General features: G+C 49.3%; 22 protein-coding genes and 2 riboswitches. Of the genes, 17 read left to right on the top strand and 5 right to left on the bottom strand.

What is annotated here, in order from left to right; all coding sequences use genetic code 11:
* Nucleotides 1-20 precede the first annotated feature (20 nt).
* The 3 genes from HP567_RS04725 to HP567_RS04735 all read right to left on the bottom strand — a co-directional run bounded on the left by HP567_RS04725 (nucleotide 21) and on the right by HP567_RS04735 (nucleotide 1,690).
* A complete protein-coding gene (locus HP567_RS04725) occupies nucleotides 21-407 on the bottom strand; it encodes a DoxX family protein (protein WP_173611817.1) in 387 nt (128 codons plus the stop codon).
* Between the two features lie 75 nt (nucleotides 408-482).
* Nucleotides 483-1,109, bottom strand: a complete 627-nt coding sequence (locus HP567_RS04730; protein WP_173606188.1) for an FMN-dependent NADH-azoreductase — start codon at nucleotides 1,107-1,109, stop codon at nucleotides 483-485.
* Between the two features lie 134 nt (nucleotides 1,110-1,243).
* A complete protein-coding gene (locus tag HP567_RS04735; protein WP_012684120.1) occupies nucleotides 1,244-1,690 on the bottom strand; it encodes a MarR family winged helix-turn-helix transcriptional regulator in 447 nt (148 codons plus the stop codon).
* 188 nt (nucleotides 1,691-1,878) lie between these two features.
* On the opposite strand from HP567_RS04735, the gene HP567_RS04740 reads away from it, so the two are divergent.
* Both HP567_RS04740 and HP567_RS04745 read left to right on the top strand, forming a co-directional pair.
* Entirely contained in the window at nucleotides 1,879-2,979 is a 1,101-nt protein-coding gene (locus tag HP567_RS04740; protein WP_173611818.1) for a carbohydrate kinase, read from the top strand.
* Between the two features lie 3 nt (nucleotides 2,980-2,982).
* Nucleotides 2,983-3,909: a pseudouridine-5'-phosphate glycosidase gene (locus HP567_RS04745; protein ID WP_173611819.1), complete on the top strand. Its 927-nt coding sequence runs from the start codon at nucleotides 2,983-2,985 to the stop codon at nucleotides 3,907-3,909.
* 77 nt (nucleotides 3,910-3,986) lie between these two features.
* Here HP567_RS04745 and HP567_RS04750 read toward each other — a convergent pair whose 3' ends face one another.
* Nucleotides 3,987-4,898 carry a VanZ family protein gene (locus HP567_RS04750; protein ID WP_229087895.1) on the bottom strand — a complete coding sequence of 304 codons (912 nt, stop codon included), beginning with the start codon at nucleotides 4,896-4,898 and terminating at the stop codon, nucleotides 3,987-3,989.
* Nucleotides 4,899-5,145: 247 nt separating this feature from the next.
* Between HP567_RS04750 and HP567_RS04755 the strand changes: the two genes are divergently transcribed.
* The 12 genes from HP567_RS04755 to HP567_RS04810 all read left to right on the top strand — a co-directional run bounded on the left by HP567_RS04755 (nucleotide 5,146) and on the right by HP567_RS04810 (nucleotide 18,473).
* Nucleotides 5,146-7,566 carry a heavy metal translocating P-type ATPase gene (locus tag HP567_RS04755; protein ID WP_173611820.1) on the top strand — a complete coding sequence of 807 codons (2,421 nt, stop codon included), beginning with the start codon at nucleotides 5,146-5,148 and terminating at the stop codon, nucleotides 7,564-7,566.
* Nucleotides 7,567-7,630: 64 nt separating this feature from the next.
* Nucleotides 7,631-7,831, top strand: a complete 201-nt coding sequence (locus HP567_RS04760) for a cation transporter (RefSeq protein ID WP_173611821.1) — start codon at nucleotides 7,631-7,633, stop codon at nucleotides 7,829-7,831.
* Nucleotides 7,832-8,078: 247 nt separating this feature from the next.
* Nucleotides 8,079-8,900 (top strand): PHP domain-containing protein, encoded by an 822-nt coding sequence (locus tag HP567_RS04765; RefSeq protein ID WP_173611822.1) that lies wholly within the window; start codon nucleotides 8,079-8,081, stop codon nucleotides 8,898-8,900.
* Nucleotides 8,876-9,658: a sugar phosphate isomerase/epimerase family protein gene (locus HP567_RS04770; RefSeq protein WP_173611823.1), complete on the top strand. Its 783-nt coding sequence runs from the start codon at nucleotides 8,876-8,878 to the stop codon at nucleotides 9,656-9,658. The genes HP567_RS04765 and HP567_RS04770 overlap by 25 nt, the downstream gene beginning before the upstream one ends.
* 15 nt (nucleotides 9,659-9,673) lie before the next feature.
* On the top strand, nucleotides 9,674-10,453 hold the full coding sequence (gene surE, locus HP567_RS04775) for a 5'/3'-nucleotidase SurE (RefSeq protein WP_137031257.1): 780 nt from the start codon (nucleotides 9,674-9,676) through the stop codon (nucleotides 10,451-10,453).
* 37 nt (nucleotides 10,454-10,490) lie between these two features.
* Nucleotides 10,491-11,567, top strand: a complete 1,077-nt coding sequence (locus tag HP567_RS04780; protein ID WP_229087898.1) for an ABC transporter substrate-binding protein — start codon at nucleotides 10,491-10,493, stop codon at nucleotides 11,565-11,567.
* Nucleotides 11,557-13,299 carry an ABC transporter permease gene (locus tag HP567_RS04785; RefSeq protein ID WP_229087899.1) on the top strand — a complete coding sequence of 581 codons (1,743 nt, stop codon included), beginning with the start codon at nucleotides 11,557-11,559 and terminating at the stop codon, nucleotides 13,297-13,299. The genes HP567_RS04780 and HP567_RS04785 overlap by 11 nt, the downstream gene beginning before the upstream one ends.
* Nucleotides 13,296-14,351 (top strand): ABC transporter ATP-binding protein, encoded by a 1,056-nt coding sequence (locus HP567_RS04790; RefSeq protein ID WP_173611825.1) that lies wholly within the window; start codon nucleotides 13,296-13,298, stop codon nucleotides 14,349-14,351. The genes HP567_RS04785 and HP567_RS04790 overlap by 4 nt, the downstream gene beginning before the upstream one ends.
* 170 nt (nucleotides 14,352-14,521) lie before the next feature.
* Nucleotides 14,522-14,668, top strand: a riboswitch (cyclic di-AMP (ydaO/yuaA leader).
* 393 nt (nucleotides 14,669-15,061) lie between these two features.
* Nucleotides 15,062-16,288, top strand: coding sequence for a quaternary amine ABC transporter ATP-binding protein (locus HP567_RS04795; protein ID WP_217367293.1), 1,227 nt, complete (start codon nucleotides 15,062-15,064; stop codon nucleotides 16,286-16,288).
* Nucleotides 16,272-17,111, top strand: coding sequence for an ABC transporter permease (locus tag HP567_RS04800; protein ID WP_173611827.1), 840 nt, complete (start codon nucleotides 16,272-16,274; stop codon nucleotides 17,109-17,111). Before HP567_RS04795 ends, HP567_RS04800 begins: the two co-directional genes overlap by 17 nt.
* Nucleotides 17,108-18,043: a glycine betaine ABC transporter substrate-binding protein gene (locus HP567_RS04805; RefSeq protein WP_173611828.1), complete on the top strand. Its 936-nt coding sequence runs from the start codon at nucleotides 17,108-17,110 to the stop codon at nucleotides 18,041-18,043. The genes HP567_RS04800 and HP567_RS04805 overlap by 4 nt, the downstream gene beginning before the upstream one ends.
* A gap of 19 nt (nucleotides 18,044-18,062) precedes the next feature.
* Entirely contained in the window at nucleotides 18,063-18,473 is a 411-nt protein-coding gene (locus tag HP567_RS04810) for a hypothetical protein (protein WP_173611829.1), read from the top strand.
* Between the two features lie 58 nt (nucleotides 18,474-18,531).
* On the opposite strand, the gene HP567_RS04815 is transcribed toward HP567_RS04810, so the two are convergent.
* Nucleotides 18,532-18,900 carry a DUF2294 domain-containing protein gene (locus HP567_RS04815; protein ID WP_064202541.1) on the bottom strand — a complete coding sequence of 123 codons (369 nt, stop codon included), beginning with the start codon at nucleotides 18,898-18,900 and terminating at the stop codon, nucleotides 18,532-18,534.
* A gap of 241 nt (nucleotides 18,901-19,141) precedes the next feature.
* A riboswitch (cyclic di-AMP (ydaO/yuaA leader) is annotated at nucleotides 19,142-19,288 on the top strand.
* Between the two features lie 697 nt (nucleotides 19,289-19,985).
* Here HP567_RS04815 and kdpA point away from each other — a divergent pair.
* The 3 genes from kdpA to kdpC all read left to right on the top strand — a co-directional run bounded on the left by kdpA (nucleotide 19,986) and on the right by kdpC (nucleotide 24,373).
* Nucleotides 19,986-21,659: a potassium-transporting ATPase subunit KdpA gene (gene kdpA, locus HP567_RS04820; protein WP_173611830.1), complete on the top strand. Its 1,674-nt coding sequence runs from the start codon at nucleotides 19,986-19,988 to the stop codon at nucleotides 21,657-21,659.
* Nucleotides 21,660-21,734: 75 nt separating this feature from the next.
* Nucleotides 21,735-23,774 carry a potassium-transporting ATPase subunit KdpB gene (gene kdpB / locus HP567_RS04825; RefSeq protein WP_173611831.1) on the top strand — a complete coding sequence of 680 codons (2,040 nt, stop codon included), beginning with the start codon at nucleotides 21,735-21,737 and terminating at the stop codon, nucleotides 23,772-23,774.
* Between the two features lie 35 nt (nucleotides 23,775-23,809).
* Nucleotides 23,810-24,373 carry a potassium-transporting ATPase subunit KdpC gene (gene kdpC / locus HP567_RS04830; RefSeq protein ID WP_173611832.1) on the top strand — a complete coding sequence of 188 codons (564 nt, stop codon included), beginning with the start codon at nucleotides 23,810-23,812 and terminating at the stop codon, nucleotides 24,371-24,373.
* Nucleotides 24,374-24,378 lie beyond the last annotated feature (5 nt).

Raw genomic sequence — 24,378 nt, forward strand, 5'->3', positions numbered from 1 at the left:
CGGGGTGTGAGGAGTTGCCATTAAAACAAAATGTATGCGCCTGGACCGATCAACGCTACCCCAATAACGACTACGATTAATGTCAGGTTGTATTCGAATCCGTTTTGTGTGACCCAATATCCATTTTGACCGTGTACCTTCAGAATGGCAACCAGCATTGTGAAAGCAAGCAGAATAGCACTTGGCCAGATACCTACGCCTGTGGCAAACATGAGACCGCCAACGAGTTCAGACAATCCAGCGACAAAAGCCATTGCTACGCCAGGTTTCACTCCGATAGACTCCAGCCAGCCGCCTGTTCCTTTCAAACCATAACCGCCAAACCAGCCAAACAGCTTCTGTGCACCATGACCTGCAAACGTCAAACCAATGACCAAACGAATCAACAACAATCCAGTATCCAACACTTTTCATCTCTCCTTAATTACTTTTAATTAGTATATCTTTATTTTAAGATATTTGCCCAAAAAGGCTGGCGGGCCTTAGAAGGATTCCGCCAGTTTTACTGCTTTTTCTACACCAGCTGCAACGAGCTCAGCTGCTTTGTCTTGGAATTGGTTGTGACCTTCTACGATCACTTCGGTTACATTGCTAACGCCCCAGAAGCCGAGGATCGTGCGAACGTATTTGTTTGCCATTTCCATCTGAGCCATAGGCCCTTCGGAATAAACGCCACCGCGTGCGCTCAACAGAGCTACTTTTTTGTCGCCCATCAGACCAACTGGACCTTCAGCTGTGTACTTGAATGTTTTACCTGCTTGGGAGAGGTAATCCATGTACGAGTGCAGAACAGCAGGAACAGTGAAGTTCCACATTGGGAAAGCAAATACGATTTTGTCTGCTGCTGTAAACTGGTTCAGGTATTTGTTAACCAAGTCAGCACGTTTTTGCTCATCAGCAGACAGCTCGATGCCGTTTCCTGCTTTCCACATAGCAGTCAGCATGTCGTTACCGTAATAAGGGAGGTTTTCAGCAAACAGATCCAACTCAACGATTTCGTCGTTTGGGTGTGTTTCTTTGTATGCTTTCGTGAAAGCTTCGTACAGCTTTACACTTGTAGCCTGCTCAACTGGGCGATCGTTTGCTTTAATAAAAAGTACTTTACTCATGAAAATTTCATTCCCCTTCCGTTTAGTAAGTCGCTAACTTTTAATGTGTAAATCTTGATTTTAAGATTATTACGTATCAGATCTTTTGTCAACACTTTTTTAAAACGATTGTGGTGAAGAGAGGGGCTGCTCATCTAATAAGTAGCTTGAGCAGTGCGGCCCAATTTTTTTAGCAGTTCGATTGCTTGACGTTGTTCTTCTGGTGTGAGACCTTCCATCGCTTTCTCAATAGCGAGTTGATGAGGAGGGAAGATTTCAGACAAAAATTGATGCCCTTTTTCAGTGAGTTCCGCAAAAATGACGCGGCGGTCTGCTGAACAGGGCTTGCGAATGAGCAGTTGCTTCTTTTCGAGTTTGTCCACAACGTATGTGATGTTTCCGCTGGAGATCAATATTTTTTCGCCAATTTGCTGCAATGGTTGAGGACCTTTATGAAATAATACCTCTAGTACGCCGAATTCAGTTGGATTAAGTCCATGCTCGCGAATGTGACGATTGGAGTGAGCGGTAACCCAGTTGTATGACCTTGATAAAACGACAAAAAGATCGAGGGGATCATTTCGAAGTGGTTTGTCAGACATAATGGACCCTCCTTTACATCGAAATTTCGATATCTTTAATTTAAGATAATCCTACATGATCGTGTTCCTGTTTGTCAAATTAAGATAAAAATAAAATGAAAAACACGCCTGTACAAACAGTTGTCTTAGTGATAAACTTTTGTTTGTAAACGAGCTGTGAAAGCGTAACAAAAGAAAGGAGGATGACCGTGGAAAAAGACATGCAGATCCTTCATCATATCCGGCAAAATCCTTTTATCACGCAGCAGGAGCTGGCTGATCTGATTGGAATCTCACGTTCAGCGGTAGCTGGCTACATCGCACAGTTGACCAAACGCGGGGAAATCAAGGGACGGGCTTATGTACTTCGTGATGAAGGAATGATTGCTTGTATCGGTGGGGCCAACCTGGACCGCAAAGCACGCGGCAAGCAACAGGTGCGTCTACATTCATCCAATCCCGTAACGATTATGGAATCGTGTGGAGGGGTGGCACGGAATATCGCGGAGAACCTCGGTCGTCTTGGCTGCAATACGTCCCTCATTACGAGCGTTGGTGAGGACAAAGAAGGCGAATGGCTCTTGCAGGAGACGAAAAAGCACGGGGTGCACATCAGCCAGGTGTGGAGACTTCCTACACAGCGGACGGGAACGTATACGGCGCTTCTCGATATTGATGGCGAGATGGTTGTTTCCCTGGCGAACATGGATATTTACGATGCTCTCACACCGGAGATGTTTGCGGAGAAATGGTCGCATATTGCAGCAGCCCACGTGGTTTTCATCGATACAAACATTCCGGCGGACTGCTTGGCCTACATCATCGAACGCTGCCGGGAGGAAAACATCCTGCTCTTCGTTGACCCGGTCTCATCCATTAAAGCAAAGAAGCTCCCACAGCAATTGGACGGAGTAGAAGCGATTTTGCCGAATCGCGAAGAAGCCGAGCTGATGGCTGGCATGAAGATCACGACGATCGAAGAATGCGCCGAGGCTTGCCGCAAGATCAGGGAACGAGGCGTCAAGCACGTCATTGTGACCTTGGGCGAAGAAGGCATTTACTATCAATCCGAGGACGTTGAGGAGCATATGCTTCCATATCCAACAGAAGTAGTAGATGTAACGGGTGCGGGAGATGCGTTCGCGTCGGGACTACTGTATGGCATTGTAAACGGAGAGTCTTTCCAGAGAGCGTGCCGTCTTGGATTGGCAGCATCCGCTCTGACATTGCAAACAGAGCAGTCCGTATCTCCTCTATTAAAAGCAGAACAATTGGAAATGGCCGTAGAACAATTCGAAAAGGAGCGATAAGAGATGAAACAATATTTGACCTTTACTGAGGAAGTACGCCACGCATTGGAGAACAACCTGCCGGTAGTTGCACTGGAGACGACGATTATTTCGCACGGTATGCCATATCCGCAAAACATCGAAATGGCAAAAGAAGTAGAGCAAATCATTCGCGACAACGGTGCTGTACCAGCTACGATCGGGATCATGGACGGCAAAATCAAAATCGGTTTGTCTGACAGCGAGCTGGAGGAGTTTGCAACGAATAAAAACGTAGCAAAAGTAAGTCGCCGGGACTTCGCTTACATTTTGGCTAGCGGTAAAATCGGTGCGACTACAGTAGCCGCTACCATGATCGCAGCTGAGATGGCTGGCATCCACATGTTTGCAACTGGTGGTATCGGCGGGGTACACCGTGAAGGCGAAATCACTTGGGACGTATCTGCTGACCTGACTGAGTTGGCTCAAACAGATGTAGCTGTAGTATGCGCGGGTGCGAAATCGATCCTCGATATCGGCCGCACACTCGAATATTTGGAAACACAAGGTGTACCAGTTGTGGGTTACCGCACGGATGAATTCCCATCCTTCTTCGCTCGCGAAAGCGGATTTGGTGTAGACATGCGTATCGATACACCAGAAGAAGTCGGTAAGATGATGAACACCAAATGGGATCTGGGACTCAAAGGCGGTATGATTATCGCAAACCCAGTACCAGAATCCGATGCACTCAACCACCAGGAAATCGAGGCTGTGATTCAAAAAGCACTCGCAGAAGCAAAAGAAAACAACATTGCAGGTAAACAGGTAACGCCATTCATGCTCGATAAAGTGAAAAAGCTGACAGAAGGCAAGAGCTTGGCAACAAACATCGCGCTGGTGAAACACAATGCTGAAGTAGCTGCAAAAATCGCGGTAGCTTATCAGAAAGAAGCGAATCAAGGCAAATAAGAGAGATTGAACAACAAAATAGTCAAAGAAAAACGAGCCGCTAGAATCGCTTCTAGGGCTCGTTTCGTTTATTTTACTCACTCCCACCAATGCTGCATTCCACGGACTCCAACATCCCACAGCTTAGCGTTTCCGGAAACGATAATGGTAATTTCGTTTACCTCGTTAAAAGGCAACTCCCTTAAAGCCTCTGCCCCTTGATAGGATTGTTCGTTTAACTGAGATATTTCTTGTCCATCTACGATGATTTTGGCTTCACCCGTTGAGTCTCCGTTGTCGGGAATGCCGAAATAGAAAGAAAGCCAGACATTTTCTTTGTTCCCCAGAATATAGGTGTATGTTTTGGTTGATTCACCTTCACTGCTATACACGTTCATTTTCGGCTCTATTCGCTCACCTGCTACGGTGAAGCTTGGGAGGTTCTCCGTCATAGGTGTAGTTCCTGTCATTTCTTTCATAACCGTTAATGATTGGATAGGGCCTTCTCTTTTTTTGAGGATTTCAGAGACCACCATGACTCCAAATATAAGTACAACAATCGTTAGAGCCGAAGCAATGAGCTTTTTATAAGAAATATTTGAAGAAAATCCTACTCGATAGGCAACATAGCCAATGGCTGCACCTAATGTATTGGATATCACATCATTGATATCAAAGCTGCCAAGATACGTTAAAGCCTGAATCGTTTCTAAAACGAGAATCGCTATGACAAACAAGGATATGAACTTCCCAAATCTGACACGATACAACAGGGGAAATAATATTCCAAAAGGGATAAAAGCAGCAACGTTTCCGAAATCAACAATCCAGGAATAAGTTAGTTCCGGAAATTTAAGTGGTACTCCTTCTGGGACAAGGATAAAGGTATATCCTTCTACACTAGTTGCACCGTCGAGCCTGTTAAACGCAAAGAACATAAAAAATAAAATTAAAATCGTATAGCAGATGGTGCCAACTAAGATGACTTTCCGTGATTTCGTTTCCATCATTTCAATCTCCTTAAAGCAATTGTTTCTGAATGATTTAACTCTGAATAAATACGTAAGTGATTAGTTGTTAGTCACATCCTTCATTTCTCCCGGTATTTTCAGCACGTAACGCCCATTTAGAAAAAAAATGAAAAAAGCACTTGATATACCCTGAGGGGGTATTGTATAGTAAAGGTGTGATCAGGAAACAACGTTAGGGAAACGATACGATAAAATATACCCCGCTAGGGTATTCGGAGGGATTATAATGAGTGCCAAAACAGCAGAGGCAACAGTCGCAATTTCAGGGATGACTTGCGCAGCTTGTGCACTGCGCATCGAAAAGGGCTTGGGAAAAATGGAGGGAGTGGAGACCGCCAACGTCAATCTGGCTTTGGAAAAATCCACAGTCGTGTTCGATCCAACGAAAACGAACATCGACGACATCCGCTCCAAAATCGAATCGCTCGGCTATGGCGTCGTCACTGACAAGGTGGAGCTAAACATCTCGGGAATGACATGTGCGGCTTGCTCCACACGGATCGAAAAAGGCTTGAACAAAACAGCCGGGGTTCTGAAGGCAAACGTGAACCTGGCGATGGAAACCGCCACTGTTGAGTACGATTCCTCACAGGTAAGTGTGACGGACATTATTCAAAAGGTAGAAAAGCTAGGGTATCAGGCCACTCGCAAGGAAGAAGGAAAAGAAGAAGAAAAAGTAGATCGTCGCCAGGAAGAAATCAAACGGCAGACCCGCAAGTTCTGGATTTCCGCGATTCTTTCGCTCCCGCTGCTCTGGTCGATGGTGAGCCACTTTTCCTTCACCTCATTTATCTGGCTGCCTGAAATCTTGATGAATCCGTGGGTACAGCTGGCATTGGCAACACCCGTACAATTCATCATCGGAGCACAGTTTTACGTGGGAGCTTTCAAAGCCCTTCGCAACAAGAGTGCCAACATGGATGTGCTGGTGGCTCTCGGTACCTCGGCTGCTTATTTCTACAGTTTATGGGTCGCGATCAACTCCATCGGTGCTCATGGTGGCCACATGCTGGAGCTGTACTTTGAGACCAGTGCGGTACTGATCACGTTGATCGTTTTGGGTAAACTGTTTGAGATGAAAGCAAAGGGGCGCTCTTCGGAAGCGATCCGCAAGCTGATGGGCTTGCAAGCAAAAACAGCCGTAGTCGTACGGGATGGCGCCGAAATGACCATTCCTGTAGAAGAAGTAAGACTGGGCGACGTCGTTCACGTGAAGCCGGGCGACAAAGTACCTGTAGATGGCATCGTCATGGAAGGACAGTCCGCAGTTGATGAGTCCATGCTGACTGGTGAAAGTATTCCGGTGGATAAAGCCGCAGGCGATACCGTCATCGGCGCTACCTTGAACAAAAACGGTTTCTTGAAGGTCCAGGCAACCAAAGTAGGAAAAGAAACGGCACTGGCGCAAATCATTAAAGTAGTGGAAGAAGCACAAGGAACAAAAGCACCGATTCAGCGTGTAGCTGACAGCATCTCCGGGATTTTTGTCCCAATCGTAGTAGGGATTGCTATTCTTACTTTCTTGATCTGGTACTTCTTCGTTATACCTGGCAACTTCGGTGAGGCTTTGGAAAAAGCAATTGCCGTACTCGTAATCGCTTGCCCATGCGCCCTCGGTTTGGCAACACCGACCTCGATCATGGCGGGCTCTGGACGCGCAGCTGAGCTGGGCATCCTGTTCAAAGGCGGGGAGCATCTGGAGACGGCTCACCACCTGGATACGATCGTCCTCGATAAAACAGGAACCGTAACCAAAGGCGAGCCAGAACTGACAGACGTCATCGCCATTGATATCGAAGAGCAAGAGCTGCTCTCTTTGGTTGGTGCCGCTGAGAAAAACTCTGAGCACCCATTGGCTCAAGCTATCGTTCGTGGTATTGCGGATAAAGGAATCACTCTGTCGGATACAGGTTCATTTGAAGCTATTCCTGGTTTTGGTATCCGGGCAACCGTCGCTGGCAAAGAAGTACTCGTCGGTACCCGCCGCTTACTGGAAAAACATCAAATCTCGTACCATGCAGTGTCTGATACCATGCTGGCACTGGAGCGCTCCGGTAAAACGGCGATGCTCGCAGTCGTCGAAGGCAAGCTCGCTGGCCTGATTGCCGTAGCGGATACGATCAAACCAACCTCCAAGCAAGCTGTTCAACGCATGAAAGCAATGGGATTGACTGTGATTATGATGACCGGTGACAATCGTCAAACTGCCGAGGCCATTGCCCGTGAAGCAGGAATCGATCACGTCATCGCAGAAGTCCTGCCTGAAGGCAAAGCCGCAGAAGTGAAAAAACTGCAAGAACAAGGCAAAAAAGTCGCGATGGTCGGCGATGGTATCAATGATGCTCCTGCACTTGCTACCGCTGACGTCGGTATGGCAATCGGTACAGGTACAGATGTGGCTATGGAAGCAGCCGATATTACCTTGATGCGCGGCGAACTGACCAGTGTCGCAGACGCTATCGAGATGAGCAAACTCACCATCCGCAACATCAAGCAAAACCTGTTCTGGGCATTGGCCTACAACACCTTGGGCATTCCAATTGCCGCAATCGGCTTACTTGCTCCATGGCTTGCCGGTGCCGCAATGGCCTTCAGCTCCGTATCCGTCGTACTCAACGCTCTGAGACTACAACGAGTGAAGCTGTAACAACAGTAACAAGCGGCTTCGTCCGCCTTACCTATACAACATAAAATGCAAGGAGAGATTGATCATGACAAATATCACATTGAACGTAGAAGGTATGTCTTGCAACAAATGCGTAGCGCGCATTGAGAACACATTGAAAGATCTGGGTGCAGAAGGCAAAGTAAACCTGGCTGAAAAAAAGGTTGAGGTTTCCTATAACGAGAGTAACTTGACTCTGGATACAGTAAAAGAAGCAATCGAAGACCAAGGCTACGACGTCGTTTAATCATCGTGCCTATCCAAAAGCTCCTGCCTGATTGAGGCGAGAGCTTTTTTCTTTTTTGTAAAGAATTCGTAAATCGTTAATCAAACGTACATATTTCAACGGATGAACGAAACAAAATCGCATGAACACCTGATTTTACTTTTATCAAACCTTGTTAGGTGCTTTATATGGCCTTAAAAAAGGGGATTTAGAATGAAATCAAACAGAGAACACAGCAATGTCTGATAGTGAAACAGGAGGAATGGTCATGCTGGATTTGCATATGCACACGACTGCTTCTGACGGAAAGCTGTCACCTCGGGAATTACTCATAGAGGCCAAAGAGCGTGGTGTGAATTATTTAGCTATTACCGACCATGATACCGTGGATGGTTATCTGCTTGCCCGTGAGGATGCCGAACAGCTCGGCATACAGCTTATACAGGGAATTGAGTGGAATACAGACGGATCGGAGGACGAACTACATATTTTGGGGTACGGCTTAGATATATCCGATGCTCGTTTGCTTCATGTCATGGAAAGACGGCAACGGGAGCGTATCGAGTGGATCAATGAGATAGTTGTGGGCTGCAATCGACAGGGGCTGTCCATTTCTATGGAAGAGTGCATGGCACGGGCGAACGGCGGAGTGATGGTTCGCACGCATGTTGCCGAGGTCATTGCCGACCGGGGCTACTGCTCAACTCCCCAGTCTGCCTTTGAGACGTATTTGCGCAAAGGGTGTGCCGCTTACGTGCCCCGTCCTATCTTTTCTGCACGGGAAGCAATTGAAATTACCCATGAAGCGGGCGGAATTGCTGTACTGGCTCATCCTGGCATCTACCCTTTTGAGGTTCAGCTTGATGCGTTGCTTGAATACGGAATCGACGGCATTGAGGTATATTATCCGAGACATTCTGCAGCAAAGATGGCTTTTTGGGAGAGACAAGCCAAAGCCCATCATCTCATCCGTTCGGGAGGAAGCGACTTTCACGGTCATCGCTCACGCAACCCATATCCGGTCGGTAGCGTGCCAATCCCGGCAGAGGTAAAGGAGTGGTGGAAATGCTGTATGTTTCATCAACACTGATGTGGGCTTACCCGGTAGAGGCGGCTGTCTTGATTGCACGTCAATACGGATTTGCGGGTATGGAGGTATGGGCGGAGCACGTCTGGTGTTACCAAAGTGACCCGAAAGAAATCCAACAGGCGGCAAAACGAGCGGGAATGAAGCTGACCTTGCATGCAGCTAGCTGGGATTTAAATTTGTGTTCGCTGAATCATGGCATTCGCAAGCAATCCATTGAAGAAGTGAAGCGTTCCTTGACGCTAGCAAGTGAAATCGGAGCCAAAAGTGTAACCATCCATCCGGGACGAGTGACGCTGTCTCCCAGAAACCGAAGCTGGCATGAGCCGATTCTGATTGAGAGCGTGAATGAGCTGGCGTACGAAGCAAGGAAAAAAGACTGTATGTTGTCTATCGAGCACATTGAGCCTCTGCCGAAGGAAATGATCGTGACACCGCAAGATATGAATCAACTGAGAATGGCATTGGAATACCCGACGACAACCACGTTTGATATTGCTCATGTTCCTCTTTCCTGTTCCTTGTCGCAATTTTACAGCGAGCTAGAGGGGATCGATAAAATTCATGTGAGCGACGCTACGGCAACCAAGCTGCATGTGCCATTAGGAACAGGAGAGATTGATTTGTCAGGCATTTGGCCGTTGTTGTTTGAAGAAAAGAGACCCGTTGTTGTAGAAGGCTTCGATGATGCGAGGAGCTTGTCTCAGCTTAAGCAAAACATGGTTTATTTACGGCAAGAGGATTGTGTTTCATTTGGATAGGAGGTCCGTATTATTTTGAATATTCTCGTAACCAATGACGATGGAATTTTTTCAAGTGGAGTGCTTTGTCTGGCACAGGCACTTCAGCCCTTTGGCAATGTATCCATTGTCTGCCCGGATCAAGAACGTAGTGCGATCAGCCATGCCATTACGTTGAAATCGCCAGTCAAAGCAAACAAAGTAAACTTTTTTGAAACCTCGCTGGAAGCATGGGCCGTCAATGGCACACCGGCTGACTGCGTCAAGATGGCGATTGAGGTCATTCTCAAGGAAAAGCCAGATGTAATTGTATCTGGAATCAACCGTGGACCGAATCTGGGACGGGATGTCTTTTATTCAGGTACGATCTCAGCAGCGATTGAGGGGGCGATGTACCAGATTCCTTCCATCGCTATATCTCTCGCTACGCTGAAGCCAAACCCGAATTTTTCAATCGTCGAGCCGCTTGCCTACGAAATATTTGAAACCCTGCTCAGACACAAGCTCAGTCCCGAAACGGTTCTGAACATCAATCTCCCGTATTTGTCCAGGGAAATGGTAAAAGGAGTAGCAGTCACGCCGCTGGCAATGGATGTTCTGCGCTATCAATATGTGGGCTTGAACGATCCACAAGGGTATATGTGCTACTGGCTCTCCGACCACTTGAGTGAGCTTCACTTTGAGGACGAGGAGTCCGATTATTACAAGCTTCGCGACGGTTATATCACTATTACTCCTTTGCAATTAAACATGACGAATACTGCCATGAAGGCAAAAATCGGCAAATGGTTTCAAGGCGCGAAGCAAAGCACTTAGCTGTTAACCACTCATGATTTTTAGGAGGAATGAACAATTGAAACGTGTTCTTAGCCCAAAATGGACCCTTTCTTTATTCGCAGCCGTTGCTGTCTTCGGACTGGCAGCCTGCGGTTCCCAGCCTTCTTCCACATCACCAACCCCGGCGGCGAACACTGAAGCGACATCTGAGTCTGCCCCTGCCCCAGCCAAAATCGCAGGGTCGCTGAGCTTTTATACCTCCCAGCCAGATGCAGACGCGCAAGCATTGATCGAGGGTTTTTCGAAAAATTATCCGGAGGTAAAAGTAGAGCTGTTCCGATCCGGTACAGAGGAAGTGATGAGTCGCTTGCAGGCGGAGGCACAAGCTGGGCAGGTAAAAGCAGATGTGCTTTTGGTTGCGGATGCACCGACCTTTGCTAGCCTGAAAAAACAGGATTTGCTCATGCCGTATGCTTCGCCCGAGGCTAAGGACATTCCGGCGGAGTGGAAGGATGCAGAGGGCGCCTATACGGGAACCAAAGTGATGGCAACCGTTCTTGCAGTCAACAGCAGCAAGGTTGCCGCTCTTCCGGACAGTTGGAAGGTTCTGACCAGTCCGGAAGCCTCGAACAAAACGATTATGCCAAGTCCACTCTACTCTGGAGCAGCAGCCTATAACATAGGCGTACTTACTCGGCAGGCTGATTTTGGTTGGGACTACATAGCTGGACTCAAAGCAAACCAGATGACAGTCACTAAAGGCAATGGTGCCGTATTGAAAAGCGTCGCAGGCGGCGAGAAGGAATATGGGATGGTTGTGGATTACCTCGTAGCTCGGGCGAAAAAAGACGGCTCTCCAGTCGAGCTCATCTATCCAAACGAGGGTGTTCCTGTCATAACCGAACCAATCGGGATCATGAAAGCAACGAAAAATGCAGAGGCAGCAAAAGCGTTTGTCGATTATGTGCTCTCGGAAGAAGGACAGCAGCTTGCAAGCAGTCTCGGGTACACTCCGATCAGAAAAGGCATCGCTGCTCCGGAAGGGCTACGCGCTCAAGACCAGATCAAGGTGCTTTCTGCGAATACAGATGAACTTGAAGCGAACAGAGAGGCGGACAAAAAGAAATTTGGAGAGATGATGGGTGCAAAGTAACTGGCAAGCAGCAGTGTCCGAGCGCAAGATGGGGGAACGGCGAAAAATAGCCGTGCCCCTGTCGTTGGAAAAGGCGGCCACATGGATCGTGCTGGTGCCGGTCGCCTTCTTTTTTATGTATCCGTTGTGGAAGTTGATCGCTCTTAGTGTGCAAACAGAAGCAGGGATCGGTCTTCGATACTTTGCGGATGTGATCACACATGAACGCACGTGGAACGCTATCGGTCACAGCGTTACGGCGGCAGGAGCTTCTACGCTCATCGCGTTAGTCATTGGCGTGTCGTTGGCTTGGTTATGCGCCTATACAGACATACGCTGGAAGTCTGCCATTCATGTACTTGCCCTGTTGCCATTGCTGATTCCCTCGTACGTGATGACCTTGGCCTGGACACAACTGGCAGGTCCGCAAGGGGTATTGAACCGGGCAGCGAGCTGGCTTTATGGTGGGCCTTTGGAGCTGTGGGACGTCTATGGCTTGGACGGGATCATTGTTGTAATGGGTCTAACGCATTATCCGTTGGTCTACATGCTCACGCTGTCCGTTCTGTATCGGATTCCCAAAGAACTGGAATGGGCGGCTCATTCTTCAGGGGCTACGGCTACGACCGTATTTCGCAAGGTGACACTCCCACTCGCCTTACCGGGAATTGCAGGAGGCGGACTGCTTGCTTTTATTTCCGGACTCGATAATTTTGGTGTCCCTGCGTTTCTCGGGATCCCGGAAAATATCCCTTTATTGAGTACGTTGATTTATGAGGAGGTCATCGGATTTGGACCGAGCGCTTTTGCGAGGGCATCTGTCTTGTCTATTTTGCTTGGCGTGATAGCATTGGCGGGAACAGGAGTACAGTGGCTCTTTTTGCGTAAAAGCCGGGTGGACCAGACCAGTGCCGAGGACAAATCGATTCGCCGTCACTTGGAAAGATATCGACGGGGTGTGGAGGTTCTTGTTGGACTCTTTTTGTTGGTGACGAGTGTGCTTCCTCTCTTGTCCATGGCAGCGAACGCTTTCATCAAGGCGTATGGGTTGCCTTTTGTTCCGCAAAATCTGACATGGAAGCATTTTGCGTTTGTATTGTTTGACCATGTTGGAACGAGAGCGGCCATCGGCAATAGCCTGATGCTGGCCTGCTTGACTGGCGTCTTGTGCGTGGTGGCTGGAACATGGTTCGCTTACTGGCGCATCCATCGGCCTTCCTTTATGGGAAAAGTAATGGAAGGGGCTGTCGCTTTGCCGTATGCTTTGCCCGGTATGGTGCTTGGTCTGGCGATGATTTTAACGTGGATCGAGCCGATTCCCAGCTGGCAGCCAGGAATATATGGAACGGTTTGGCTCATTTTGATTGCGTATGTGACTCGCTTTTTGATCTTGCAAGTAAAAAGCAGTACGGTCTCCATTATGCAGGTGGGCAAGGAAGTAGAAGAAGCAGCACGGATCAACGGTGGTCGATTTTGGACGAGGTGGTCCCGGATATTGCTCCCGCTCTATGCACCGGGAATGGCAACAGGCTTGTTTCTAGTGTTCCTGACAGCATTTACTGAATTGACAATATCATCGCTTCTGTGGTCATCCGGTTCGGAAACGATCGGTGTCGTTATTTTTAGCTTTGAGCAGGCGGGATCAACGACTCATAGCACGGCCCTTTCTTCGTTGATCGTAGTGGCCATCCTGCTGGCTTTGACAATGGGCGGTTTATGGAAACGATATTGGCAACGGAGGATACAGGGATGAACAGTGCAAGAGTGAAGGGCGTTTCCAAAAAATTCGGAGATGTGACGGTGCTCCACCATCTGGATCTACAAATTGGACAAGGGGAATTCGTTGCTTTGCTCGGGCCGAGCGGCTGCGGAAAAACGACACTGCTTAGGCTATTGGCGGGTTTTGAATCGCCTACCAGCGGAGAAATCTGGATCAATCAAGAGTGCGTAGCGGACCAGGCAAGAAGAAAGCCGCCAGAGGAGCGGCGGATTGGTATGGTGTTTCAGTCATTCGCACTTTGGCCGCATTTGACTGTCTATGAGAATGTCGTGTTTCCGTTGCAACATCAAAAGCACGTGCCTGCCGCTTACAAAGATAATCCAAAGGTACGGGTGGCACAAATGCTGGAGATGGTCGGTCTTGGAGGAATGGAAGAGAGATTTCCCAATCAGCTCTCTGGTGGACAAAAGCAGCGCGTTGCTCTGGCGCGGGCCATCGTGTTTAACCCTACGCTGCTTCTGATGGACGAGCCATTGAGCAGTCTCGATGCAGAGCTGCGTATGCAAATGCGCAAGGAAATCCAATTTATTCACCGCGAGCTGGGGACTTCCATCGTCTACGTCACACACGATCAGTCAGAGGCACTGGCTATGGCGGATCAGATCGTCGTAATGAAAGGAGGCAGGGTGGAACAAGCAGGTAGCCCGCAGGATATATACTATTCGCCCCAATCGCCTTTTGTCGCCAAGTTTGTGGGACGGGCTAACTTCTTAAAAGGAAACTGGTCTTGCCCCAATACCTTTCTGTTGGAGAGGCAAGGAGAGCCAGCGGTACCGATTGCTGTTTCCCGCGACTTTTCTTCCTTTCACGCTCAGCAAATATTGCCGGTTCGTCCCGATCAGTTGAAGCTCGCAGCGTGGCAGCAAGGAATGGAAGGCGTTATCGGAAAGGTATCTCATGTGCAATTTCAGGGGCGAGAACTGCTTTATTCCATCCGGGTCGGGGAGGATGACTGGGAGGTTGTCACGGACATCAGTCAGCGCTTTTCCTATGAGGAGCGTGTATGCGTAGAGGTTTGTGTATAAAAAGGGAAAGATAGCCAAGTGATTCTTCAATTGGATGAGCATGAACCATCTAAATCAATGCGACTCATTAAGAAAGGCGCTATTCTGTTTGATTCAACGAAAATGAACGTTCACAATAACTGGAAGCGAGCGTATAATCAAAGTCACAATCACGATCAAATAAGCAACAAAACACAATACGGCCTAGTTCCGATATTCTCGGAAGCGGGGGAACCAATCTTTTGGGGTTAATCCTGAGTGATCAGGAGGGATGAGGAAATGTCTTCTCTGCCATCCTACCCGTCAGCTAACCTCGTCGGCCAAAGCAGGGAAGGTCATGAATGGATAAAGTCTAGGCATATAATGCGCAACAAGGGGACTCCTTGCGGGCGTGTGATAGGTCGATACAGGCTTTTTCTTTGGGACCTTTGTTCTGGAGAAAAAGAATGGATCGGCCTATTTTTTATGGAAATACCGACGAGCAGCTTACGCCGATACAACGTGAAGGGAGTGGTGTGGATCGCTGAGAGGCAGTCGGTACGACATAAACCGCTGACAATCGAAATCAGGAAGACAGAGTACAGGGAGTCCTGAAAATGGGCGCCAGGTATTACGTAAGCCTGCGGATTTTCTACACGAGTAAAAATCAAGCGTGCCTGCTTGGTTTTGCTTGAGTGTGGAAGCTTCGCGGGCTTTTTACATTTACGAAAAAACGAAGGATGAGGGATACCATGCCCAAAATGAAAGTCGATCGACTGACAAAAGTGTTCGGCAAGCAGCCCGAACTGGCCTTGAAGCTGCTGGCGGAAGGACGGACAAAAGAACAAATTTACAAGCAAACTGGCCAGTCCATCGGTGTCAATCAGGTCAGCTTTGAAGTCGAGGAAGGTGAAATCTTTGTCATTATGGGCCTGTCAGGCAGCGGCAAGTCCACCTTAATCCGACTGTGTAATCGACTGATTGACCCAACGAGCGGAAGCATCGAGATCGATGGGGAAGAGATCGTGGACATGAAGGCAGCAGCTTTGCGTGAGGTGCGGAGGAAGAAGCTCGGGATGGTTTTTCAAAATTTCGCCCTGTTTCCGCAGCGGTCGGTACGAGAAAACGTGGAGTTTGGTTTGGAGATTCAGCAAGTACCGCCAGGACTCCGGCAAGAAAGAGCACGGGAAGCACTTGCGCTCGTTGGATTAACCGAGTGGGAAAATGCGCACCCGGATCAATTGAGCGGAGGGATGCGCCAGCGGGTCGGTCTGGCGCGGGCGTTGGCTAATAATCCAGATATTCTCTTGATGGACGAAGCGTTCAGTGCACTGGACCCACTCATTCGAAAAGATATGCAGGATGAGCTGCTGGAGCTCCAGATGACGATGAAAAAGACGATCCTGTTCATTACACATGACTTGCATGAGGCGTTGCGACTGGGCGATCGGATTGCCTTTATGAAAGACGGGCAGATCATTCAGATCGGCCGCCCGGAAGAAATTATGGCAGACCCAGCGGATGAATTCGTGCGGAAGTTCGTGGAGGATGCCGACCTGTCCAGGGTGCTCGTTGCTGAAAATGTGATGAAACGGGCAGAAGCAATCACGCCTGACAAAGGGGCCCGAGTGGCGCTGCAACTCATGATGGATAATGGCGTGTCCAGCTTGTACGTCGTGGACAAAAAGCGCACACTGCTTGGCTTGATTACGGCGTATGACGTATCACTTGCGATTGGTACGGGAGATTCGCTGGAGGCAATCATGAAAACCGACCTCCCTACCGTTTCGCCTGACGCACGTCTGCACAGCTTGTTCCCGATGATGGCAGACCTGCACGTCCCGATTGCTGTAGTGGGCGACCAGCAGCGATTATTGGGTGTCATCGTAAAAGGAGCGGTGCTAGGCGGGCTGGTAGGCAAAGTCAATGTACAAGAGCATCAGAGAGCAGAGGTGATGAGTGATGGACGCCGTGCCTAAGCTGCCGATTGGCGGTTGGATGGAAGGGTTCGTGGAGGTGCTGGGCCAGTACAAAGGGGTATTGTTTGATCCGGTGGCTATCGTCATTTCCACGATGGTGACTTACTGTTCTACGGTTTTGGCAGAGATACCTTCGCTGATTCTCATCTTGTTGCTGGGGGCCGCTGCGTGGGTTTTTGCAGGGAGAGCGTCCATGGTCTTTACGGTTGTTGGACTTTCTCTCATCCACAACTTGGGGTACTGGGATGAAACGATGGAGACATTGGGACTCGTCCTCACTGCTACCATGATTTCGATCGTCATCGGGATTCCGGTGGGCATTCTTTGCGCGAGACACGATACGTTTCGCAATCTGGTTACGCCAGTACTGGATTTGATGCAGACGATGCCCGCGTTCGTTTATTTGATTCCCGCGATCTTTTTCTTCGGTTTGGGCGAGGTGCCGGGAGTTATTGCCTCCGTTATTTTTGCTTTGCCGCCAATCGTGCGTCTCACGAACTTAGGCATACGTCAGGTCCCAGCGGAAATGGAGGAAGCGGCGGACGCCTTTGGCGCAACTGGGTGGCAAAAGCTCGTGAAAGTACAACTGCCATACGCGAAATCGACGATCTTGGCGGGAGTCAATCAGTGCATCATGCTCGCCCTGTCGATGGTGGTCATAGCGGCTATGATCGGGGCGAAAGGCTTGGGTGCAGACGTATATCGCGCCGTATCGCAAGTGGATATAGGAAGAGGATTCGAGGCGGGGCTATCCATCGTGATCATCGCTATCGTCTTGGATCGACTTACCCAACATGCAGGAAAAAAGGAGAGAAATACATGATGAACAAAATGATTCCAGCTATATTGGCAGTCATGATGGGAGCGACAGCTTGGCTCGCAGGATGCTCTAGTCAAAACACAAACACACAAATACCGACAGCAACGGTGGTCGGTCCGATTCCTTCTGAGACGTCGGACAACGCGCTAGGAGAAAAGCTCGACTACAAAATCATCGGAATCGACGCAGGAGCAGGCTCGATGGTAAAGACAGAGGAAGTCATGAACCTGTATGGCTTGGATAAATGGCAGCTTGTCGAAGGCTCAGATGCCGCTATGACAGCAGCTTTGATCAAGGCGTACGAAGCGAAGGAACCAATTATCATAACGGGCTGGACGCCGCACTGGATGTTTAAAAAGATGGATTTGAAATACTTGGCGGACCCAAAGAACGGCTTTGGCGGAGCGGAACAAATCCATACCATCGTGCGCAAAGGGCTGAAAGAGGATCAGCCTGCTGCCTATCAATTTCTGGATAAGTTCTGGTGGGAGCCAGCCGATATGGAGTCGGTCATGGTTCAAATGATTGACGGAAAAGATCCGGAAGTGGCCGCTGCGGAATGGGTAAAAAACAATGAAGTCAAAGTAGCGAAATGGGTGGAGGGCATACAGCCTGTCCAAAAAGAGAAGCTGACTCTCGCTTATGTAGCATGGGATTCCGAGATTGCCAGCTCGCACGTCGTAGAGCATGTGCTTGAGCAGAAGCTGGGGTATGAAGTCGAGTTGAGTCAGGTGCAGACTGGACCGATGTGGGCAGGTGTGGCCATTGGGGATGTAGATGGGATGGTTGCGGCGTGGCTGCCGTCTACAGATACGAGCTATTTGAAAAAATTCGGTGGGCAAATCGAGGATTTGGGTCCGAATCTCGACGGAACCAAAATCGGACTCGTGGTTCCTTCGTACATGAACATCTCGTCCATTGAGGATCTCCAATAAGGGAAGGGGAGGTGCTGCTATGAAGCATTATCTCGTATTAGGCAAGGGGGAAGCTTTCACTTCTTTTGTCCAGACACTATGCTGTGACAGTTTGCCTGCGTTTTGGGGAAGGAATCCAGGTGCCTTTTCATTGAAAGCGGGGTCTGGAGATAAGACGATTCAGCGTTTTTTGCCCATCTCATTTGACGAGTGCTACCGCGATCAGGAATCCTTGCTGATATACCAATCCGTCTACATCTTTCCCGATGAGTGGGCGGAGGGACGCGACTTCGTTACACTGTTCAAGCAGCTGGGCACCTGCCGGATTTTTGTGATGACGCAGGAGCATCGGAACGCGATGTTATACAAGGCGCTCGGGGCGAATCACGTCATCGTGAGTCAGCCCGGGTATAAAGGCTACGGCTGGTTGGCCGAACAGATGAGTGGCTAAGAGAGAAATAGAAAAGGCTCCGCCTGCAAATGAGGCGGAGCCTTGTTTTCGTGAAAATTTAGCCCAACATTTTTTCGAGGTCCTTGTCCAATACATAAACCTCGATCCGTTCACCCATTTTCGTGCTGATGTCGCTATGACTCGATAGTACCTTGCAGGTTGTAAGCTTTTCTACGATTTCTTCCGATTCTTCACTGTACATTTCACGGAGAACCTCGCGCATTTCTTTGACGATGCGGCGACCTTTATCGTGACTGGACAGATGCTTTTCTTCGACGGTAAGAACACCCTTGAACCTGGCGATGACCATATCACCGACGATGTAGGTCTTGGCTTCCTGCGGACCTCGTCCAATTAGTTCGCGTTGAAATTTTATGAATGCTTCGCTGATTTCAGCTTCCAGCTTTTTTTTGTTAGAGATGGCCAAACGCCATACCTCCCATAATTATCATTGTGCCTAATATTACTCAGCTGTCCAGAGGCTGTCAAACAAATAGGCTGATAATGTGAAAACGGAAGAGAAACGATGAAATATCATGATCGGATGAGGCCTGATAGGTTTAAATCGCTTACACGGATAAAGAATGCAAAAATCGTGTGAAAAAGACTGAAATAGGACATTAACATCCGATTATGCCGGACGTATAATGAGATTCGTAACCAACAATTGCAAAATATGGCCAAATCCCGAGGCACTCGGGAACGGAGGACCCAATCAGTAGGGGTTAATCCCACGCATGAATCGTGGGAGGGATGAGAAACTCTTTCGCCATCCTACCCGTCAGCTAACTTCGTCGGCTAAAGCGAGGGAGGTCTAAAGACCGCCTGTTTGAGGAGGCCTTTTTGTTATCCATTGAGGGACAACAAGGGTTGACTCGAAACGTTACGCAGGTCTTTTCGTTTTGCTCAAAAACGGCCAATGACCGTTTTACTCACAAGTAAATAGCTGTTTTCGGAAAAAGGAAACGGGAGACAAAACGCAAAGAAGGCAACTTCAAGTCGGCTGGGCGTTAGGTAGACCAATGAGTACTTTTTCTCCGATACAAAGGATCGTTTTATTTGCCGCGGGATGCGGGCGACTTCGTTCGTCTGTTCATCTTCAGCTCGGTCAAATGCGGCGGTCTTTCGGGGAAATCGTAAGCATTGGTCTATTTTTTTCCCAAATGGCAGGTTTTTTTCAAAAAAGGAAGCCTGTACAGGGGAAGCGAGAGAGACGAGTCGGCCAGACTTCACGGAATAGTTAGTACAACAAAAAAGGAGGGACATGGCATGGACGTGGTTTCCATACTGCTCTTGGCGCTTTCATTCGGTGTATTTTTTGCACTCATCAAATTTTGTGACGCCGTAGTAAGAGAACAGGGAGGGAAAGAGAAATGATCTGGTTGCTTTTGATTATGGCAGGGCTTGCGATGTACCTGTGCCACGCATTGATTTACCCAGAAAAATACTAGGGGTTACCCGAAGCATTCGATTATTTGGAGCCACTTTTTAGAGGGAGTAGGAGGAACTGTCGTGGACTTTATACAAATAGCGTTGGTTTTGGTGGTGCTTTTCGTGCTCGCCATACCGATGGGAAAATATTTGGCACGCTCCTTTTCGCTGGAGACGACCCGTCTGGACCGTGTTTTTGGCGGGGTGGAAAAAGCGATATACAAGCTGTCTGGTATCCGCGTAGCAGATATGACCTGGAAGCAGTACGCAATGGCTGTTCTGGTTAGCAACATTTCAATGGTAGCGATTGCGTATCTCTTGCTTCGTTTGCAAGGGATGCTGCCTGGAAACCCGAGTGGAATTGCGGCGATGGATCCGTTGCTTTCCTTTAACACAGCCGTCAGCTTTTTGACGAATACGAATCTTCAGCATTACAGCGGGGAGAGCGGATTGTCGTATCTATCGCAGATGCTGGTCATTATTTACCTGATGTTTACGACGCCAGCGACAGGGATCGCGGTCGTAATGGCTTTCATGCGCGGGCTGACAGGGCAGCGTAGCATCGGTAACTACTACGTTGACCTGGTGCGTGCTCATACACGGGTGTTGATTCCACTGGCAATTGTTGTGACACTGCTCTTGGTGTCCCAAGGCGTACCGCAGACGATGGAGCCGACAGCGACAGCAACAACGATTAGCGGAACGGAGCAACAAATCGCTCGCGGTCCCGTTGCTTCACTGGTATCGATTAAGCATTTGGGAACAAACGGGGGAGGATTCTTCGGAGTAAACTCTTCGCATCCGTTTGAAAACCCGACACCGCTAACAAACGTGATCGAAATTTTGTCGATGTTCTTGATCCCGTCGGCACTGCCATTCGCATTCGGCTTCATGGCGAAGAGCCGCAAGCAAGGCTGGGTTATTTTTGGAGCGATGTTCGTGATGTTCCTGGCGTTTCTGATTACGGCGTATACCAATGAAGGAAACGGCAACCCGGCGCTGGAACGGGCTGGCCTGTCACAAGAAATGGGCAGCATGGAAGGAAAAGAAGTCCGTTTTGGCATCGCACAAAGCGCCTTGTTCACCGCCGTGACAACAGCGGCAACGACAGGAACCGTGAACAACATGCACGATACATTGACACCACTTGGCGGCTTGGTTCCGCTCGGTGAAATGATGCTCAACTGCGTATTCGGCGGAGATGGCGTCGGAACCATTAACATTTTGATGTATGCGATTTTGGCTGTATTCTTGGCGGGCTTGATGGTAGGGCGTACGCCTGAATTCCTCGGCCGCAAGATCGAAGGAAAAGAGATGAAGCTGATCGCCATCGCGATTCTCGTTCATCCCCTGATTATTTTGGCGCCAACCGCCATTGCATTGGCAACAGAAATGGGATCGTCCGCAGTGTCGAACCCAGGCTTCCACGGCATTTCACAAGTGCTGTACGAGTACACTTCTTCCGCAGCCAACAACGGTTCCGGTTTTGAAGGATTGGGCGACAACACGCCATTCTGGAACATTTCTACCGGACTCGTCATGCTGTTCGGTCGATACGTCTCGATCATTACGATGCTGGCGGTAGCAGGCTCCTTGCTCGCAAAAACGCCGGTACCGGAAACGATGGGTACGCTGCGCACAGACAATAGTGTATTCACGGTGATTTTGATTGCGACTGTGGTGATCGTAGGCGCACTGACATTCCTGCCTGTGCTTGCTCTTGGCCCAATCGCCGAGTGGCTCACAATCCGATGATAAGGGGAAGTTCAAAAGCTGACTTTTTGAACATTGATTTGAACATGAATACTAGAGGCAAAGGAGTAATTTTCCATGAGTAGAACGCGCACGGTTGCGCTTCCTAAAGATTTGTACCAGCGGGCCTTTGTCGAGTCTTTCAAAAAACTGGACCCGCGTGTGATGATGAAAAATCCAGTCATGTTCGTGGTAGAGATCGGGTTCTTCATTACGCTTCTCTTGACGTTTGTGCCCAATTTGTTTGGGGGAGCTTCGGACCCGTTCTACAACGGTGTCGTCAGCTTTATCCTGTTCGTGACGATTCTGTTCGCCAACTTCGCAGAAGCCTTGGCAGAAGGTCGCGGCAAAGCACAGGCAGAGAGCTTGAAAAAAACGAAGCAGGACACGCAAGCAAAAAAAGTGGGGAAAGATGGTCGCATTCAAGTCGTCAGTTCCACAGAACTGCGAAAAGGCGATCTGGTGATCGTGGAAGCAGGCGAGCTGATTCCATCCGACGGGGAAATCGTCGAGGGTGTCGCCTCTGTGGACGAATCAGCAATTACGGGTGAATCTGCTCCGGTCATTAAAGAAGCAGGTGGCGATTTCAGCTCTGTCACGGGAGGCACACGTGTAGTCAGTGACCGGATCCGTGTCCGTGTGACGACTGATCCCGGCGAATCGTTTTTGGACCGCATGATTTCGTTGGTAGAGGGCGCGAAGAGACAGAAGACTCCGAATGAAATCGCGTTGAATACGCTATTGGTCAGCTTGACGTTGATTTTCCTGATTGTCTGCACGACCTTGCTGCCTATTGCCAACTATGTAAATGCAGCCATTCCGGTTGCGACACTGATTGCTTTGCTCGTTTGCTTGATTCCGACTACGATTGGCGGACTCTTGTCAGCGATTGGGATTGCGGGTATGGACCGGGTCACGCAGTTTAACGTCATCGCTATGTCTGGTAAAGCCGTAGAGGCATCCGGTGACATCAACACTATTATTTTGGATAAAACGGGAACGATCACGCATGGTAACCGGATGGCTGCCGAGTTTGTCACCGTAGGCAACAGCAAAAGCACGGAATTGAACCGAGTAGCTGCACAAAGCTCGGTCCATGACGAAACACCGGAAGGACGCTCTGTTGTAGAGCTGGCGAAAAAACAAGGTCTGGCACCCGCTGAACTGGAATTGCCTGGTTCCGAAGGCGTGGAGTTCCGCGCTGAAACAAGAATGAGCGGGACGAATTTGGCAAGCGGCGTCCTCATCCGCAAAGGGGCCGTCGACGCCATCAAAAAATACGTGGTAGAGCAAGGGGGCAACATCCCTGCTGATTTGGATGAAAAAGCAAACCGGATTGCAACGGCGGGCGGCACGCCATTGGCTGTAGCAGAAGGCAATGCGATTCTCGGGTTGATTTACCTGAAAGATACCGTAAAGCCAGGGATGCGCGAACGCTTTGAAGAGCTGCGCCGCATGGGTATTCGTACGGTCATGTGCACGGGAGATAACCCGCTGACAGCCGCGACGATTGCCCGCGAAGCAGGTGTGGACGATTTCGTAGCGGAAGCCAAGCCGGAAGACAAGATTGCGCTGATCCGCAAAGAACAAGCGGCAGGCAAGCTCGTCGCCATGACGGGTGACGGTACGAATGACGCGCCAGCTCTCGCACAAGCCGATGTCGGTTTGGCGATGAATACGGGTACGGTAGCGGCGAAAGAAGCAGCGAACATGGTCGATTTGGATTCTGACCCGACCAAAATTATCGAGGTCGTTGCGATTGGCAAGCAGCTTTTGATGACGCGCGGTGCATTGACGACGTTCAGTATCGCCAATGACGTAGCGAAATACTTCGCGATCATTCCTGCGATGTTCATGCTGGCGATCCCACAAATGAGTGCGCTCAACATCATGGGTCTGGCTACACCGGAAAGTGCGATTTTGTCCGCGTTGATCTTCAATGCGATTATTATCCCGATCCTGATTCCGTTGGCGATGAAAGGTGTGAAATACACACCGATGAGCGCGACGAAGCTACTCAGCCGCAATCTGGTGATCTATGGCTTGGGGGGAATTATCGTCCCGTTCGTGGGCATCAAGCTGATAGACTTGATTTTGGTAGGATTGAATCTGGTGTAACTCATATTGAAAAAAGAAAGCTCAGGTGAACCGATATGATATGGAAAAATTTGCGTCTCAGCCTCGTTTTGCTGCTGATTTGCGGCGTTGCCTACCCGCTGGCGATGACAGGGGTTGCACAGGTTGTCATGCCTGCACAAGCAAGTGGCAGTCTCATCACCGATGCGAGCGGCAAGGTAGTCGGCTCCGAGCTGATTGGGCAGACCTTCACCGATCCGAAGTACTTCTGGGGACGCATTTCTTCTATTGATAACAATGCGTCAGGCTCTGGCTCGAACAACTACGCGCCATCCAACCCGGCCCTGATCGAACGTACACAAAAAGATATCGCCGCATTTCTGGCAGCGAATCCTGGCGTGAAGCAGGAAGACATCCCGGCTGATTTGTTGACGAACTCCGCTTCCGGTCTGGATCCGCATATCTCGCCAAAAGCTGCTCAGATACAAGTGGAGCGTGTAGCCAAGGTGCGCAATCTCGAACCAGTACAACTACAGGCTCTGATTGAAGCGAATACAGAGGAAAGAAGCTTGGGGGTATTCGGAGAGCCGCGTGTCAATGTAGTCAAGCTGAATATAGCTTTGGATGAATTGGATAAGTAAAGAAT

The organism is Brevibacillus sp. M2.1A, assembly GCF_013284355.2.
Lineage (GTDB): Bacteria > Bacillota > Bacilli > Brevibacillales > Brevibacillaceae > Brevibacillus.

Coding starts and splice junctions, on each gene's coding strand:
- HP567_RS04730 (WP_173606188.1), bottom strand. CDS start 1,109: ATGAGTAAAGTACTTTTTATTAAAGCAAACGATCGCCCAGTTGAGCAG.
- HP567_RS04735 (WP_012684120.1), bottom strand. CDS start 1,690: ATGTCTGACAAACCACTTCGAAATGATCCCCTCGATCTTTTTGTCGTT.
- HP567_RS04745 (WP_173611819.1), top strand. CDS start 2,983: ATGAAACAATATTTGACCTTTACTGAGGAAGTACGCCACGCATTGGAG.
- HP567_RS04750 (WP_229087895.1), bottom strand. CDS start 4,898: ATGATGGAAACGAAATCACGGAAAGTCATCTTAGTTGGCACCATCTGC.
- HP567_RS04755 (WP_173611820.1), top strand. CDS start 5,146: ATGAGTGCCAAAACAGCAGAGGCAACAGTCGCAATTTCAGGGATGACT.
- HP567_RS04760 (WP_173611821.1), top strand. CDS start 7,631: ATGACAAATATCACATTGAACGTAGAAGGTATGTCTTGCAACAAATGC.
- HP567_RS04765 (WP_173611822.1), top strand. CDS start 8,079: ATGCTGGATTTGCATATGCACACGACTGCTTCTGACGGAAAGCTGTCA.
- HP567_RS04770 (WP_173611823.1), top strand. CDS start 8,876: ATGCTGTATGTTTCATCAACACTGATGTGGGCTTACCCGGTAGAGGCG.
- HP567_RS04790 (WP_173611825.1), top strand. CDS start 13,296: ATGAACAGTGCAAGAGTGAAGGGCGTTTCCAAAAAATTCGGAGATGTG.
- HP567_RS04795 (WP_217367293.1), top strand. CDS start 15,062: ATGCCCAAAATGAAAGTCGATCGACTGACAAAAGTGTTCGGCAAGCAG.
- HP567_RS04800 (WP_173611827.1), top strand. CDS start 16,272: ATGGACGCCGTGCCTAAGCTGCCGATTGGCGGTTGGATGGAAGGGTTC.
- HP567_RS04805 (WP_173611828.1), top strand. CDS start 17,108: ATGATGAACAAAATGATTCCAGCTATATTGGCAGTCATGATGGGAGCG.
- HP567_RS04810 (WP_173611829.1), top strand. CDS start 18,063: ATGAAGCATTATCTCGTATTAGGCAAGGGGGAAGCTTTCACTTCTTTT.
- kdpB (WP_173611831.1), top strand. CDS start 21,735: ATGAGTAGAACGCGCACGGTTGCGCTTCCTAAAGATTTGTACCAGCGG.
- kdpC (WP_173611832.1), top strand. CDS start 23,810: ATGATATGGAAAAATTTGCGTCTCAGCCTCGTTTTGCTGCTGATTTGC.